Consider the following 15,123-nt stretch of genomic DNA (forward strand, 5'->3'; position numbering starts at 1 on the left):
TGTAAGCGTAATGGAGCGAATTTAATAATATCAATAAGTTAGCATAAATCAAGTTGCCATTAGTAAGCGGTGATTAATTGAATTTATGATAACTGAACAAAAAATATAACATTTTAAAAGGTCAAGCCCTTTTGGGGATAATTTTTATTAATAGGTAAAATTTTAGGTTACGACGTAATGAAAAAATTCAAATTGTGTTCCGATTTTAAACCTGCCGGCGACCAGCCAGAAGCGATTAAAAGGATTAATCAAAATCTTGATGACGGAATAGCACATCAAACATTATTAGGCGTGACTGGCTCAGGTAAAACGTTTACGATGGCAAATGTCATTGCTAAACATAATCGCCCAACGATTATTTTAGCGCCAAATAAAACACTTGCTGCACAGTTATATGGCGAGATGAAAGCTTTTTTTCCTGAAAATGCTGTTGAGTACTTTGTTTCTTACTATGATTATTACCAGCCAGAATCTTATGTACCTTCAACCGATACATTTATTGAAAAAGATGCATCGATTAATGAACATATCGAACAAATGCGACTTTCGGCAACAAAATCTTTATTGGAACGCCGTGATGTCGTCATTGTCGCTTCGGTTTCGGCGATTTATGGCTTAGGTGCGCCAGAAACTTATATGTCAATGATTCTGCATTTAACTAAAGGTACGATTACCGATCAGCGCTCGATATTAACTCGTTTGGCTGAATTACAATATACGCGTAATGACCTTGGATTTAGTCGTGGTACTTTTCGAGTTCGTGGTGATGTCATCGATATTTTTCCGGCTGATTCGGATGAACTTGCGGTACGGGTAGAATTATTTGATGATGAAGTCGATCGAATCACATTATTTGACCCATTGACAGGTAATAGCGTTAATGAGGTATCACGTATTACAATTTATCCAAAAACGCACTATGTTACACCAAGAAACATTATGGAAAATGCGATTGCTCAAATTAAGCTCGAACTTAAAGAGCGTCAGAAAGTATTACTTGATAATCAACGGCTGTTAGAAGAACAACGTTTAACGCAACGTACGTTATTTGATATTGAGATGATGACCGAATTAGGCTATTGCTCGGGTATCGAAAACTATTCTCGGTTTTTATCACAACGCAAACCGGGCGATCCACCGGCAACGTTATTTGATTATCTACCGGCTGATGGATTATTGTTTATTGATGAATCCCATGTTGCTATTCCACAACTAGGTGCAATGTATAATGGCGACCGTTCACGTAAACTTAATTTGGTTGAATATGGTTTTCGTTTGCCGTCAGCGTTGGACAACCGTCCATTGAAATTTTCTGAATTTGAAAATATTATGCCGCAAACAATTTATGTATCGGCAACACCGGCAAAATATGAAATCGAAAAATCGGGTGGTGAAATCATCGAACAAGTGGTTAGACCAACAGGCTTGCTAGATCCTATTATTGAAATAAGACCGGTGGCAACGCAAGTTGATGACTTGCTTTCTGAAATTAAAATCCGCATGCAAAATGAAGAGCGGGTATTAGTTACCACCTTAACCAAAAAAATGGCAGAAAATCTAACCGATTATTTATCGGAGCATAATGTGAAAGTGAAGTATTTGCATTCTGATATTAATACGGTTGAACGTATGGAGATTATTCGGGATTTACGGTTAGGCAAGGTAGATGTGCTTGTTGGAATTAACTTATTACGTGAGGGATTAGATATTCCTGAAGTCTCACTTATTGCGATTTTAGATGCTGACCGAGAGGGTTTTTTACGTTCTGAAAGTTCTTTAATTCAGACAGTTGGACGTGCAGCGCGTAATGTAAATGGTAAAGCGATTTTGTATGCTGATAAAATTACGCCAGCAATGCAAAAAACCATTGATGAAACCGCTCGACGTCGAAAAAAACAGGAAGATTTTAATACTGCACATGGCATTACACCAAAATCAGTACGTAAAGAGATTAAAGATATTTTAGAAGCAGGATTAAGCACTAAAAAATCAACGGCGAAAGTCCAAGCTTTTGAACCGGGTAAACCGTATCATTATGTCTCTGTCAAAGAGGTTCAAGCCAGAGTGAAAGAGCTTGAAGCAATGATGTATGAAGCAGCACAAAATCTTGAATTTGAAAAAGCAGGTGTGTTGCGTGATGAAATAAAAAAATTACGTGCAGATTTTATTAAGGTTTCTTAATTAATCATCTTATAAGGAATAAATGATGACAATAACACGAATTGATCCAGCAGATCGTTGGTCTGAAGCGGTAATACACAATGATGTAATTTATTATACCAGTGTACCGACTAATTTAATCAATGATGCTTATGCACAAACTAAAAGTGCACTGGCTGAAATAGATAATATGTTAGCCAGAGCAAATAGTGATAAAACACAGCTTTTAGATGTCACCATTTTTCTTGCCAACAAAAGTGATTTTACCGCAATGAATAAAGCATGGGATGAATGGGTAGCAAATGGCAGTGCACCCGTTCGTTGTACGGTACATTGTGCGCTGATGGTGGAAGCGTATCTGGTTGAAATAAAAGTTATTGCTGCGGTTAAAGCGTAAATTCAAATTGATGCACATGCTACCTTTGTTATGTAGGCAAGGGTGGCATGGTGTATATCCTTAACGATCCTTTTTATCCCCAATCATAAAATTTTAGTGTATACTTTATCTACTTAATCTTTTAAATATTCATACAATTTTCTATGCGTATTCAACCTAAAATTGCTATTGTTATGGGCTCCAAAAGTGATTGGGCAACGATGCAACATGCTGCTGATGTGCTTGATACACTCAGTATTCCTTATCATGTTGAAGTCGTTTCTGCTCATCGTACTCCAGATAAACTGTTTCAATTTGCTCAAGACACTAAGCAAAAAGGCATTGATGTGATTATTGCTGGTGCTGGCGGTGCAGCTCACTTACCGGGTATGTTAGCGGCTAAAACACTTGTCCCTGTGCTGGGTGTACCCGTTCAAACCGCGGCTTTAAGTGGGGTAGATAGTCTTTATTCAATTGTGCAAATGCCTAAAGGCATTCCTGTTGGTACGCTAGCGATTGGTAAAGCTGGGGCAGCAAATGCCGCTTTACTTGCTGCGCAAATTCTTGCCCTGCATGATGCCGATATTTTCCAACGATTATCCCTTTGGCGATTAAGCCAAACGGATGATGTCCTTAATCATCCCGATCCGCGAGTTGAAGATTAACATGACAATGAAAACGGTATGTGTACTTGGTAACGGGCAATTAGGACGAATGTTAAGACAAGCGGGTGAGCCTTTAGGGATAAAAGTCTATCCTGTTGGCATAGATGTTGAACCCGATTCAATTCCTTATCAACAGTCGGTGATTACTGCTGAAATTGAACGTTGGCCTGATACGCCTTTTACCAAACTTTTAGCTAACCATCCTCATTTTGTTAATCGCCATGTATTCCCTATTATTGCCGATCGTTTAACGCAAAAACAGTTACTCGATGGACTTGGTCTACCAACGGCGAAATGGCACTCACTTGAACATCAACAACAGTGGACAAATCTGTTTGCTCAGTTAGGACAACATTTGATTGTCAAACGTCGAACAGGCGGATATGACGGTCGTGGTCAATGGCGAATTAACGATGAAAATAACGTCAATATACCCGATGAAGTTTATGGACATGCGATCGTTGAGCAAACTATTAAATTTGAAAAAGAAGTTTCACTAATTGGGGCTCGTAATGCTAATGGGGACAAAGTTTTTTATCCATTGACTAACAATTTACATCAAGACGGTATTCTAAAAATGAGTGTTGTCTTACCCGATGAATACAAAACATTACAGTCAAAAGCTGAACACATGTTATCGGCTATTATGGATAAACTAAATTATGTGGGCGTCATGGCGATGGAATGTTTTTTGATGGGTAATGAGTTGCTCATTAACGAACTGGCGCCTCGTGTGCATAATAGTGGGCATTGGACACAAAATGGTGCTTCAATTAGTCAATTTGAACTGCATTTAAGGGCTTTATTAGGATTGCCACTACCTAAGCCAGATGTCTTTACCCCTTCAATTATGGTGAATTTAATCGGTACAGAACTCAATAAAAAATGGTTATCGATTGATTTAGTGCATCTGCATTGGTACGAAAAGGAAGTTCGAGTTGGGCGTAAAGTAGGGCATATCAATTTAACGCATGATAATCCAGATAAATTAAAGCAAACATTAACTAATTTGATATCGTTTTTACCTGTAGAATATCAATCGGCTATTGAATGGGCAGAACAGAAACTATAATAATATGAATACAAGGGATTGAGTATGATCGACTTCAATAAAAAAATTAACTATCAACGTAGCGCAAGCAAAACCCGAGAAAAGATAACCAATCTCTACTCAATAATTCGTTGTTTCGAAAGCGATCGAGGAAGGATCCTTAACTCTGCTGCGATTCGCCGTTTACAGCAAAAAACACAAGTTTTTCCATTAGAGCGTAATTCAGTTGTCAGAACACGATTAACCCACTCCATGGAAGTACAACAGGTAGGGCGTTATATTGTTAAAGAGATCATTCATCGTCTTAGCAACGCCGGAAAATTGGCACAATTGGGATTAGAACAAGTTATTATGCCGATTGAAAGTTTGGTTGAAATGGCTTGTTTAATGCATGATATTGGTAATCCTCCTTTCGGACACTTTGGTGAAAAAGCAATTAACCAATGGTTTGGCTCACGATTAAAAATTCATGCATCATCTTATTATCCTGTGCTTGAAATACAAAAAACGGATAATACTGAGCTTCAGGAGTTAAAAAGTAAAATCCGTCAAGACTTATGCAATTTTGAAGGTAATGCACAAGCCATACGATTAGTTCATACCATTTTGCGATTAAATCTCACCTATTCGCAAATTGCATCAATATTAAAATATTCCAAACCAGCCTATTGGTTGCGTGAAGTTCCTGTTAAATTCTCCTATTTGATGAAAAAACCGGGATATTACTTATCTGAAGAGCCTTTTATCAAAGAGTTATCTGAACAACTTGATATTGAACCTTTTCACCGTTATCCACTCACTTATATTATGGAAGCAGCAGATGATATTTCTTACTGTATTGCCGATCTTGAAGATGCGGTAGAAAAAAAATTATTTTCTGTACAACAACTTTATGAATATTTAAAGGACGCTTGGGGGCCAACCAAACCTGGTGATCTTTTTGATAAAGTTGTCGAGCGTTCATATGAAAATCTAAGACAAAATCAATTTAATGCGATAGCTATTGGGCAATTTTTCATGTATTTACGTGTTAACACTATCACAAAACTTGTCCCTCATGCTGCTGAGCGTTTTATTGAAAATATCGAGGAGGTATACCATGGTTCATTTAATAATGCGCTCTTGGAAGGTAACGGGGCTGAATATAAATTATTAAATATCTTTAAAACGGTTGGAGTTAAATATGTTTTTAATCATGAATCTGTTGAAAATATTGAATTACAAGGTCACCGAATTATCAGTGGATTGTTAGATATCTATAGTCCTTTACTCGATATGCCAACCCATGATTTTTTAAAATTAGTAAAAGACGATAATCACAAAGAATACCCGATTGAAACACGGCTTTATCATAAACTTTCCGCTAAACATCGGGATGCTTATCAACAAGCTATTAAGAATAAAGATGAAACGAAAGACACTTTTCAAAGTTGGGAGTTCTATTATCGTTGTCGTTTGTTGCAAGATTATATTAGTGGCATGACTGATCACTTTGCTTATGATGAATACCGCAAGTTAATGGTGACCTTCTAATCAAATTAATGAATAGATTAAGAGGCACTACAAAAACGCAATAGCACCAGATTAGTGCATCAAACGCTATCAAGTCAAATTTTCTTGATAACCAAATTGAGCTTATCAGCTCAATCATTTGTTATTCAATTCATGTTTTTATACCTGCATGAAAAGGCTTCATTATTGCTTATCTAAAATCACAACAAATTAATCTTAATCAAAGCTGGCATAACCTTTGCATTATGTTGATTACCCATAGTAAAAGATGAGGAGTTACACAGATGAAATTAGTGACTGTTGTGATTAAACCTTTCAAATTAGAAGAGGTCAGAGAATCACTTTCAAATATTGGTATCACTGGATTAACTGTTACAGAAGTAAAAGGGTTTGGGCGGCAAAAAGGTCATGCCGAACTTTATCGAGGTGCAGAATACACTGTTAATTTTTTACCTAAAGTAAAAATAGAGTTAGCGATCAGTGACGATCAGCTCGACGAAGCTATTACCACAATTTGTCAGGCGGCTTATACCGGCAAAATCGGCGACGGAAAAATTTTTGTTACGCCATTGATGCACGTTGTTCGGATCCGAACGGGTGAAACCGATGAATTAGCACTATAAATAGGGATAATATTATGTTGAAAAAAGTAATTTTAGTGTTTGGATTATTGGTTTCTGGTTCAGTATTGGCTAATGAAGTTCCTATTGCTGATAAAGCAGATAATGGTTTTATGATGATGTGTACTGCACTGGTACTATTTATGTCTGTACCGGGTATCGCACTCTTTTATGGTGGATTATTACGTTCTAAAAACGTGTTATCCATGTTGTCACAAGTATTGGTTACCTTTTCATTAATCACCGTACTTTGGATAACGTATGGCTATACCTTATCCTTTGGTCAAGGAAATTGGTTTTTTGGTAATTTCGATCATTTTTTATTGATTAGTGTGAAGATAACGGACTTGTCAGGAACGATTTATGAGTTGATTTGGATCGCTTTTCAAGGCTCTTTTGCCTGTATTACCTGCTGTTTAATACTGGGTGCTTTTGCGGAACGTATTCGATTTTCAGCAGTATTAATTTTTATGGTAATTTGGTTTACATTCGCCTATATACCGATGGCTCATATGGTTTGGGGCGGGGGGATATTAGGCGATGAAGGGTCATTAGATTTTGCTGGTGGTACGGTGGTTCATATTAATGCATCAGTTGCCGGATTAATTGGCGCCTATCTGCTCAAAAATCGTATCGGTTATAATCGTGAGCCCTTAAAACCTTTCAATTTACCTTATGTGTATTTAGGGGCAGCAATTCTTTATATAGGCTGGTTTGGTTTTAATGCGGGATCGGCAACACAAGCAGATGAGATTGCCAGTCTAGCTTTTATTAATACGGTTGCAGCAACGGCAGCGGCCGTTTTAGCGTGGACAATTGCCGAATGGGTGTTGCGAGGTAAACCATCATGTTTAGGCGCTGCTTCAGGGATCATTGCTGGATTAGTTGGCATAACGCCAGCCGCAGGATTTGTCGGCGTTGGTGGCGCAATGTTAATTGGTTTGATTTGTGGTTTTGCCGGTGTTTGGGGCGTATCTTCTCTTAAAAAAATGTTAAAAATTGATGACACCTGTGATGTATTTGGGGTACATGGCGTCTGTGGTATTGTAGGTTGTCTGCTAACTGGCATATTTACAGCAGAATCGTTAGGCGGTATTGGTTATGCTCAAGGCATGAATATGCTAAGCCAACTAGGAATCCAATTTTTGAGTGTGATTACCTGTGTTGTTTGGACAGCTATTATCGCATTTGTTGCCTATAAAATTGCCGATTTGTCGGTTGGATTACGCGTATCAGAAGAGCATGAGCGGGAAGGATTGGATATCAATAGCCATGGCGAAAGTGCCTTTAACAGTTAATTTTAATTATTCTTTATATTTATCCTAACAAACTAACTTATTAAATAAATTACAGGGCTGGTACCCTGTAATTTATTATACGTATTATTAATTATTGTTAAAACAGTTTTTTAATCATCCCAAAGCATAATGGCATTATCTTCAGTTAAGATTAAAGGTGGAGCAAACAAATGTTCTTTTATTTGTGTTGGGATCACATCAACATCACTTAGATCAAGTTCAACATCTGGGTATACTTTAGCCATTTCTTTTAATCGAGTACCAAGTAATTCCTTTACTTTATTGGACTCTTTAGCCAAAGCTATCTCATCTTTTAGCATACCGATTTGTTTTTCATGATGTTCTGATTCAAATACTTCGCCAAATATAAATGAAAACTCTTTATTGTTACGAAAAGTATTTTTTTCGTTATACTCTTTTTCTTTATACTCTGTATGATGTAATTTAAGCTCCTTGATACGTAGTGCAATAATGTCATCAACGCAATCCGGATAATTTAATTTAGAATCTAAATAGCTTAAAGTGTTTTGTTTAGTTACTGACTCACTGCTTTGTACTAATGTAAATAATGGTTTTTTATGTGTCTTCATTCTATAACTTCCTTTCTATTTCAGGACAATAATATAACAATGTATCGGACAATGAAAAAAACGATTGTTACTTGTTTTCTGTGAATACTTTTTTAAGGTATTACAACAGTATTAAATAACTAAATTTCCAAATTTTTGTTAGTTTTTCCTTCATAACAAATTGTTTAAATGCTATTTAAGTTTGATAATTCAAATGACAAAACAATAATTTTTTGCTCAATTTTCTGTAAGCTTGCGCTTACACTTTTAACGCCTCCTTCTTAATAGCTTTAATTAAGTAGCTATAATTAAAATTATATAAAAATCAATGCTAAATAATAAAAGTCAAATTGACTAAATTACTTCTAATGAGATAGTAAATCTGGATTTTCAATGATAAATAAACAAATTATTTATCAATAAAATGATAATTTTTAGCTTGGTAAAAGCTAAAACTAATTAATAATATCATTATAAAATATTTTAAATTTCTGAGTGCCCCATTAAAAATGACTAGATTTTTGAGTAATAAACGACTCAACATGTTATATTGATAACAATTTTCAAGGGGTATTATTAATTTCGATTTGATAATATCATGTGGCTTAATAATTCCTTTTGTTACAGCCGCTTCCGGAAATGATTTATATTGATAAGGAATACATCTTACTAATCTGTGATCAAAATCCTTTACGCCTAATTTATTTACTACTAATGTAATATTTAGTTCTTCTTCGACTGTTATTACATTAATTTCAAACCAATTCATTTTACCCAAATTTTTTTGGATAATAATTATATGGTGGTGTTGTAACAAATTTTCAAGGCCTGTAAATATCATATTTTGTTCCTTGTATCATTTTTAATAAAAAAACATTTCATGTAGAAACAAGAGCAAATAACTCATTATTAAACGCTTCTTAAATATTATATTCATATATTTCAGCGTATTAAGAAACAATGACTTCTAATAATGCATAAAAATAATTTGGTGAAAATAAAAGAACTGACTGCAATATAGCTTTTTAAAAAAAATATTAATTTTAGTCTTGATATTGATATTAAAAGGAAAATTTAAAAACCGATTCATTATAATTTCTATTGTTCTAATGGTTATGGTATTGATTACTTCAACACAATTAGTGTTGGTTATAATTCTAGCTATATTTGCATAAAAATTATTTGATATTACTAATCTTATCCATTTACTTATAGAATAATAGATGAAAAAATAACGTTTGAAATTGATATAAACAAATAAGAATAACTCAATGATTAATAGTAATAAAATCAGTGTTAGCAAATTCATATTGTCCAATTTCAAAGCGGTTAAACATTGTTATTATTAGATGTTTTTGATTATTATTTGACAAATGATAAATAAACAACTTAACATGAATTAAATTCATCCCAAAAAGTAATTTAAAGCCAACATTACTACTTTCTTCTAATTCTACCCGACATGAATGTTTGTAAATGTAAAGATGTGGCCCTAAAACTGCTAGTAAAAGTTTTAAAAAACGAAGTACAGGAGAAGTTACAGATGTATGATGAAAATAATTATTTAACTCAAAATCGTATTATCAATCGTTACCAATTGGCAAAATTACATACCTTTGAGTCGGTAGCAAGACATCTTTCTTTTGCTTTAGCTGCTGAGGAACTTTGTATTAGTCCTAGTGCCGTTAGCCATCAAATCAATAAATTAGAAGATGAACTTGGATTTAAGTTATTCCAACGATTTCATAGACGTATTGAGTTGACCTATAACGGAAAAAATTTATTTAGTGCTGTAAAAAACTCACTACGTAATTTAAATCAAGAAATTTTGGGGATAACGAATCAAGAAGCAGCAGGGACATTAACGATTTATGCAAAACCTTCATTTACTCAGTGTTGGTTAATACCTAAATTATCGGAATTTAATCGCCAATACCCATATATTAGTTTAAATATTTTATCTGGAAATGAAGTAAGTAACTTCAATCGCCATCGTATTGATTTGGCCATCTATTTTGATGCTTTACGCTATGAGGAAATCGTTTATGATCATTTAATGAATGAGTCAATCGTTCCGGTTTGTAGTCACGCTTATGCACTGAAACAAGACTTATATGATAATGTTGAGAAATTAAATAACTGTACTATATTGCACGATAGCCAAGCATGGGGGCATGACTCAATGTTAGAAGAGTGGAAAACATGGGCGAATAATTTTTCATTATCATTTGATTTTAACGATATGCGGAAAATGATATTTGATCGTTCTGATTTAGCTGTATTGGCAGCGATTAATCATGCTGGAGTTGCAATGGGTAGAAAACAATTAATTACTAAATATTTAGAAACACAGGAACTTATCATGCCATTTCCACAAATGGAGTTTTTATGTAAACAAAGGTACTATATACTGAAACCACAAACCAAGTATAACCCTAAAGCAGATATCTTTATCCAATGGCTTAAACGCCATATTTAATGTAACCAATGATTTGAATATAAATTTCAAAAATTTCTATTGATTTCGATAGTCGTTATGAGTATTCTTTTTAAAAAAGGATTTTTAGGATAAAGGAATATAATGAACGCCAATCAAAGCCAATCTATAATTAAATTACCATTAATATTTATTGTTTTCTTAATTTTACTAGACTTTTTTGTACCCATTTCTGTATCTTTCTTCACTAATCCTGAAGGAATTATAGATTCTTATTTTCAATATATAAAAGACAGTTTTAATTATTATATATTTTGTTTTTATTGTAATTTTGGTTTTTATATTTTATTTTTTGTCACCGCAATTTTGTGTTGTCAAACTTATCGTTTACATCTACTACGTCGAGATTTGTGGCGAGTTCTTATAATTGCGACTGTTTTATTTGGGACATCACATAAATTAATAAATTTGTTATATGAACTGAAAATTAAATGTGATGATTTTATCATCCATAATTTTTCATTTATATTTGATAAGTATAGAACTATAGGTTTAGGTGATTTTTTTAGATGGTTTATACGTTTAATCAGTTCTATTAACATATTTACAGCAATTATATTTTTTATAAATTTGGTTTTTTATGTTTTTGCAAAAAAAAATCTAAACCTAAGACAGACTTTTCAAGCTGATCTTTCAGAAAAAAATAAAATAAATTGTTTCAACTATTCTGTTCTCATGATCATTCCAAGTGCAATGTTTGTCATTATAAACAATTTTCAGTCATTTGTAGATATTCTTCTTCACAAAAATTATCAATTATTGTTTATAAATATTTTTGGCTCACTCTTAACGATTTTAATACAATACCTAGTTACCTATTTTTCCGTATATAAAACTTTTTCAAGTATTGATTCATTAATAAACATTAAAAAATTAATTATAAGTATGCTTCTTTGTGTAACAATTTCAAGCTTTTTATGTGGTGTTTTACCTATTTGCATTTATGAAATTATATTAAGAAATAAATTAAGAGCGTCCTATAAGAGTATCAATTTTGAAAATTTGAATGCAATAATCTTAGGATGTATTATATGTAGTTATTTAGTTGTGTCTTGCATCTTAAGTCGATATTTAGTTAAAAGAATATGTGTGGATAACTCTTAAAAAAAGGCGTTATCATGCGCCTTTTTTTAAATTTTTAAAATTTAATAGTGTAATAGCTGAAAGAATAATAATCACTCCAATCCATTGCACTAACAAAACGGATTCTTTTAAATAAAAATAGGAACATGTTACCGCAACTGGAAGTTCTGCGGCTGAAAGTATAGCACTTAATGAAATGCCTATTTTGGGCATACCTACGGAAAATAAGAAAGGCGGTAAAACAGTGCCTAATAATGCCAGTAAAAAGCCTAACTGATAAAGAGGATCTAAAAGATTAAGTTTGAAAAAGAATAACGGTGGAAAAATTAAGAATGTAACAATGCAAGCACCTGTGATCATTAGAGCACTTTTTTCCAATGTTGGTAAATCGTTGCCAATATTACTGCTCGTTGTAATAAATAATGAATACATCAATGCTGCTAAAAAGCCGAAAAAACATCCTGCCAAATTTAAACGAAACGTTTCATTAAGAATGCCTGCTGCTAAGCAACTCCCTACGATAATAATGCCAACTGTTACAATTTGAATAGAACTAGGACGATTTTTAAATATAGCAAAATCAATAATAATGCTGATCGATAAATATTGCATTAGTAAAATGATAGCAATAGATGCCGGAACTAATTGAACGCACTGATAGTAACAAATACCGACTAAACCGGGAAAGACACCAACAATACATACTTTCCATTTTTTTGTTGATTGATGTTTTTTAGTTGATGAGTTTTTGGATTTCTTAAGGAATCTAACAATGATATGGATTCCCCATAAAATAAGCATACCCAAAAAACATTGTACACCTGTAATTTCGCCTAATGTATATCCAGCTTTATAAGAAGTTTTTACAATAGAGGAAAGTACCCCAAAGCTACATGCGCCTAAAAACACTAAAAAACCGCCTAAAAATTTTTCTTTCATAGTTATATCTCAAAACTTTTAACAACAATTTTGTCGATAATTATCGACAGACTAAAATACACAGGGTCAGACAACCCTGTGTTTCATTCTGTTCATTAAATTAATTATGATAATGAATACGAATTGATTTGATTTAGATAATAAACATTTTTTTATAATCCATTATATTAAATGATTAAGCTACTGCTTAATTTGTTTATTGCTTATATGGTGATAGTTAAAACTATAATAAAATAGGATAGCTAATATTAATGCATAAGATGCAAAAATTAGCCATATCATTTGCCAATCTTTAACTCCGTTATGAGTAAACATATCAACTACAAATCCACTTAATATTGAACCTAAGTAAGCACCAACCCCATTTACCATGGTCATAAATAGACCTTGTGCGCTTGCACGTATACTTGATTTGACTTCTTTTTCAATAAATATTGAACCGGATATATTGAAGAAGTCAAATGCACAACCATAAACTATCATCGATAGCATTAATAAAACAAAACCAAGAGGTGTTGGATCACCAAATGCAAACAGACCAAATCTTAAAGTCCAAGCTATAAGGCTTATCATTATCACTTTTTTAATCCCTAATTTTTTGAGGAAAAATGGGATAGTTAGGATAAATGCAACCTCAGCCATCTGTGATACAGAAGATAAAATAGCAGGATATTGCGAAATTAAGCTATCTTTAAATTCAGGGATTTTATTAAAATCACGTAAAAAAGTCGTACCAAAAGTATTAGTGATTTGTAAAATAGCGCCAATTAACATTGCGAATAAAAAAAACACTGCCATTGTTGGTTTTTTGAAAAGTATAAATGCGTCTAATCCTAATCGAGAATGCCATGATTGTTTTAGCATTTTATCGATAGTAATTTGGGGTAACGTTATACTGTAAATGACGAGTATAATTGATGCGATGCTAGCGACATAAAGTTGGGCATGACTCTGTTCTAATTTTAGTAGACTAATTATCCACATTGCAATAATAAAGCCTACAGTACCAAATACCCTAATTTTGGGAAATGCTTTCATTGAATCAATATTATTATTATCTAAACAGTGATAACTAATCGAATTAGATAATGCAATTGTCGGCATAAATGCAAAAGCATTAGCTAACATGACCCAAAATAGAGGAGTAGAATGTGTGATCGATGCCGCATAAAAAAGTACAACCGCACAGATTGAATGGCATAGCATATATAAGTATTTAGGTTGCAAAAATTTATCGGCAATAATGCCAATAATACATGGCATTATTAATGCTGCAAGTCCTTTTGAACTAAATACAAATCCAATTTCAGCTCCAGTAAAGTGTAACGTGTTACTCATATACGAACCAAAAGTTACTAGCCAGCTTCCCCAAATAAAATATTGGAAAAACATCATTATTTTCAATCTATTGCTTATGTTCATTACTGATACCTAATATAAAGTAAACCCTTAATACAACATCACAACAATAACAAAGTTAATTAAAAACGGGCTATAGTCTTACTAATTAATTGTAAAAAAGTTGATTTTACACGTTCTGCTGTCTCAATCACTTCTTCATGTCCAAGCGGCTGATCCAAAATACCACAAGCCATATTAGTTAAACAGGATATACCTATCGTTTTAATCCCTGAGTGATGTGCAATAATTGCTTCAGGAACCGTTGACATACCGACAGCGTCAGCACCTAATACGCGGATCATTCTGATTTCGGCTGGTGTTTCATAAGTTGGTCCTGTCCACCAAGCATAAACACCTTGGCGTAAGGTAATATTGAGTTCTTTAGCAACCTCTAAAACGGTTGAACGTAATTGTTTATTATAAAGTTCACTGACATCTAAAAAACGTACGCCTAGCTCGTCGTTATTCGGTCCAATTAACGGATTATTTGCCGTCAAATTAATATGATCAGTAATCAGCATCAAATCACCAGGATTAAAACTGGTATTCACTGCCCCACAAGCATTAGTGATAATCAGTTTTTCAACGCCCAACATTTTCATAACCCGCACAGGAAAGGTGACTTGATCTAAGGAAAATCCCTCGTAGTAATGAAAACGTCCTTTCATAGCAACCACTGTTTTATCGCCGCTTTGACCAATAACTAATTCATTAGAGTGTCCTACAGCAGCAGATTTTGCAAAATGTGGTATTGTGTCATAAGGAATATGGATTGCATCTTCAAGCGTATCGGCAAAAGGACCTAATCCTGACCCTAATATAATACCAATAGTTGGTTTTTTATTGGTTTGTTGTTGAATATAGCTAACCGCTTGTTGAATATCAGATGTTTGATGCATGGATGTATCCTTCAATTGTCTGTAGATGTTCGTGAGTATAAATTTTGATGATA

General features: G+C 33.6%; 14 protein-coding genes. 9 read left to right on the forward strand and 5 right to left on the reverse strand.

The annotated features are described in order from the left end of the window. Positions 1 to 177 precede the first annotated feature (177 nt). The 7 genes from uvrB to amtB all read left to right on the forward strand — a co-directional run bounded on the left by uvrB (position 178) and on the right by amtB (position 7,682). Positions 178 to 2,181 carry an excinuclease ABC subunit UvrB gene (uvrB, locus tag ACKJXD_RS03915; RefSeq protein ID WP_220216767.1) on the forward strand — a complete coding sequence of 668 codons (2,004 nt, stop codon included), beginning with the start codon at positions 178 to 180 and terminating at the stop codon, positions 2,179 to 2,181. Positions 2,182 to 2,206: 25 nt separating this feature from the next. After that, positions 2,207 to 2,557, forward strand: a complete 351-nt coding sequence (locus tag ACKJXD_RS03920) for a RidA family protein (protein ID WP_430875678.1) — start codon at positions 2,207 to 2,209, stop codon at positions 2,555 to 2,557. Between the two features lie 143 nt (positions 2,558 to 2,700). Further along, positions 2,701 to 3,201, forward strand: coding sequence for a 5-(carboxyamino)imidazole ribonucleotide mutase (purE, locus tag ACKJXD_RS03925; protein ID WP_430875596.1), 501 nt, complete (start codon positions 2,701 to 2,703; stop codon positions 3,199 to 3,201). 7 nt (positions 3,202 to 3,208) lie between these two features. Next, the gene (purK, locus tag ACKJXD_RS03930; protein ID WP_430875679.1) at positions 3,209 to 4,273 is read left to right on the forward strand and encodes a 5-(carboxyamino)imidazole ribonucleotide synthase; all 1,065 of its coding nucleotides are present in this window, start codon (positions 3,209 to 3,211) and stop codon (positions 4,271 to 4,273) included. Positions 4,274 to 4,291: 18 nt separating this feature from the next. After that, positions 4,292 to 5,785: a dGTPase gene (gene dgt, locus ACKJXD_RS03935; protein ID WP_430875597.1), complete on the forward strand. Its 1,494-nt coding sequence runs from the start codon at positions 4,292 to 4,294 to the stop codon at positions 5,783 to 5,785. 263 nt (positions 5,786 to 6,048) lie between these two features. Further along, complete coding sequence (glnK, locus tag ACKJXD_RS03940; protein WP_220216771.1) at positions 6,049 to 6,387, forward strand: P-II family nitrogen regulator; 339 nt, start codon at positions 6,049 to 6,051, stop codon at positions 6,385 to 6,387. Positions 6,388 to 6,401: 14 nt separating this feature from the next. Beyond that, positions 6,402 to 7,682, forward strand: coding sequence for an ammonium transporter AmtB (gene amtB, locus ACKJXD_RS03945; RefSeq protein ID WP_430875598.1), 1,281 nt, complete (start codon positions 6,402 to 6,404; stop codon positions 7,680 to 7,682). Positions 7,683 to 7,792: 110 nt separating this feature from the next. Here the strand turns inward: amtB and ACKJXD_RS03950 are convergent, their stop codons facing one another. Further along, a complete protein-coding gene (locus ACKJXD_RS03950) occupies positions 7,793 to 8,272 on the reverse strand; it encodes a hypothetical protein (RefSeq protein WP_220216773.1) in 480 nt (159 codons plus the stop codon). A gap of 388 nt (positions 8,273 to 8,660) precedes the next feature. Then, positions 8,661 to 9,092 (reverse strand): hypothetical protein, encoded by a 432-nt coding sequence (locus ACKJXD_RS03955; protein ID WP_430875599.1) that lies wholly within the window; start codon positions 9,090 to 9,092, stop codon positions 8,661 to 8,663. A gap of 702 nt (positions 9,093 to 9,794) precedes the next feature. Between ACKJXD_RS03955 and dsdC the strand changes: the two genes are divergently transcribed. Together dsdC and ACKJXD_RS03965 are read left to right on the forward strand one after the other, a co-directional pair. Next, positions 9,795 to 10,730 carry a DNA-binding transcriptional regulator DsdC gene (gene dsdC, locus ACKJXD_RS03960; RefSeq protein WP_220216775.1) on the forward strand — a complete coding sequence of 312 codons (936 nt, stop codon included), beginning with the start codon at positions 9,795 to 9,797 and terminating at the stop codon, positions 10,728 to 10,730. A gap of 102 nt (positions 10,731 to 10,832) precedes the next feature. Further along, a complete protein-coding gene (locus tag ACKJXD_RS03965) occupies positions 10,833 to 11,852 on the forward strand; it encodes a hypothetical protein (protein ID WP_430875600.1) in 1,020 nt (339 codons plus the stop codon). 12 nt (positions 11,853 to 11,864) lie between these two features. Here the strand turns inward: ACKJXD_RS03965 and ACKJXD_RS03970 are convergent, their stop codons facing one another. From ACKJXD_RS03970 to ACKJXD_RS03980, 3 genes are all read right to left on the reverse strand, one after another. Then, positions 11,865 to 12,770, reverse strand: a complete 906-nt coding sequence (locus ACKJXD_RS03970) for an EamA family transporter (protein ID WP_430875601.1) — start codon at positions 12,768 to 12,770, stop codon at positions 11,865 to 11,867. Positions 12,771 to 12,950: 180 nt separating this feature from the next. Continuing rightward, the gene (locus ACKJXD_RS03975; protein ID WP_220216778.1) at positions 12,951 to 14,192 is read right to left on the reverse strand and encodes a nucleoside permease; all 1,242 of its coding nucleotides are present in this window, start codon (positions 14,190 to 14,192) and stop codon (positions 12,951 to 12,953) included. Between the two features lie 59 nt (positions 14,193 to 14,251). Continuing rightward, positions 14,252 to 15,070 carry a purine-nucleoside phosphorylase gene (locus ACKJXD_RS03980; protein ID WP_294828840.1) on the reverse strand — a complete coding sequence of 273 codons (819 nt, stop codon included), beginning with the start codon at positions 15,068 to 15,070 and terminating at the stop codon, positions 14,252 to 14,254. Positions 15,071 to 15,123: the final 53 nt, after the last annotated feature.

Source organism: Gilliamella sp. G0441 (assembly GCF_050589305.1).
In the GTDB taxonomy this organism is placed as follows: Bacteria; Pseudomonadota; Gammaproteobacteria; order Enterobacterales; family Orbaceae; genus Gilliamella.

Coding starts and splice junctions, on each gene's coding strand:
- ACKJXD_RS03950 (WP_220216773.1), bottom strand. CDS start 8,272: ATGAAGACACATAAAAAACCATTATTTACATTAGTACAAAGCAGTGAG.
- ACKJXD_RS03970 (WP_430875601.1), bottom strand. CDS start 12,770: ATGAAAGAAAAATTTTTAGGCGGTTTTTTAGTGTTTTTAGGCGCATGT.
- ACKJXD_RS03975 (WP_220216778.1), bottom strand. CDS start 14,192: ATGAACATAAGCAATAGATTGAAAATAATGATGTTTTTCCAATATTTT.
- uvrB (WP_220216767.1), top strand. CDS start 178: ATGAAAAAATTCAAATTGTGTTCCGATTTTAAACCTGCCGGCGACCAG.
- amtB (WP_430875598.1), top strand. CDS start 6,402: ATGTTGAAAAAAGTAATTTTAGTGTTTGGATTATTGGTTTCTGGTTCA.
- purE (WP_430875596.1), top strand. CDS start 2,701: ATGCGTATTCAACCTAAAATTGCTATTGTTATGGGCTCCAAAAGTGAT.
- purK (WP_430875679.1), top strand. CDS start 3,209: ATGAAAACGGTATGTGTACTTGGTAACGGGCAATTAGGACGAATGTTA.
- dsdC (WP_220216775.1), top strand. CDS start 9,795: ATGTATGATGAAAATAATTATTTAACTCAAAATCGTATTATCAATCGT.
- ACKJXD_RS03980 (WP_294828840.1), bottom strand. CDS start 15,070: ATGCATCAAACATCTGATATTCAACAAGCGGTTAGCTATATTCAACAA.
- glnK (WP_220216771.1), top strand. CDS start 6,049: ATGAAATTAGTGACTGTTGTGATTAAACCTTTCAAATTAGAAGAGGTC.
- ACKJXD_RS03920 (WP_430875678.1), top strand. CDS start 2,207: ATGACAATAACACGAATTGATCCAGCAGATCGTTGGTCTGAAGCGGTA.
- ACKJXD_RS03955 (WP_430875599.1), bottom strand. CDS start 9,092: ATGATATTTACAGGCCTTGAAAATTTGTTACAACACCACCATATAATT.
- ACKJXD_RS03965 (WP_430875600.1), top strand. CDS start 10,833: ATGAACGCCAATCAAAGCCAATCTATAATTAAATTACCATTAATATTT.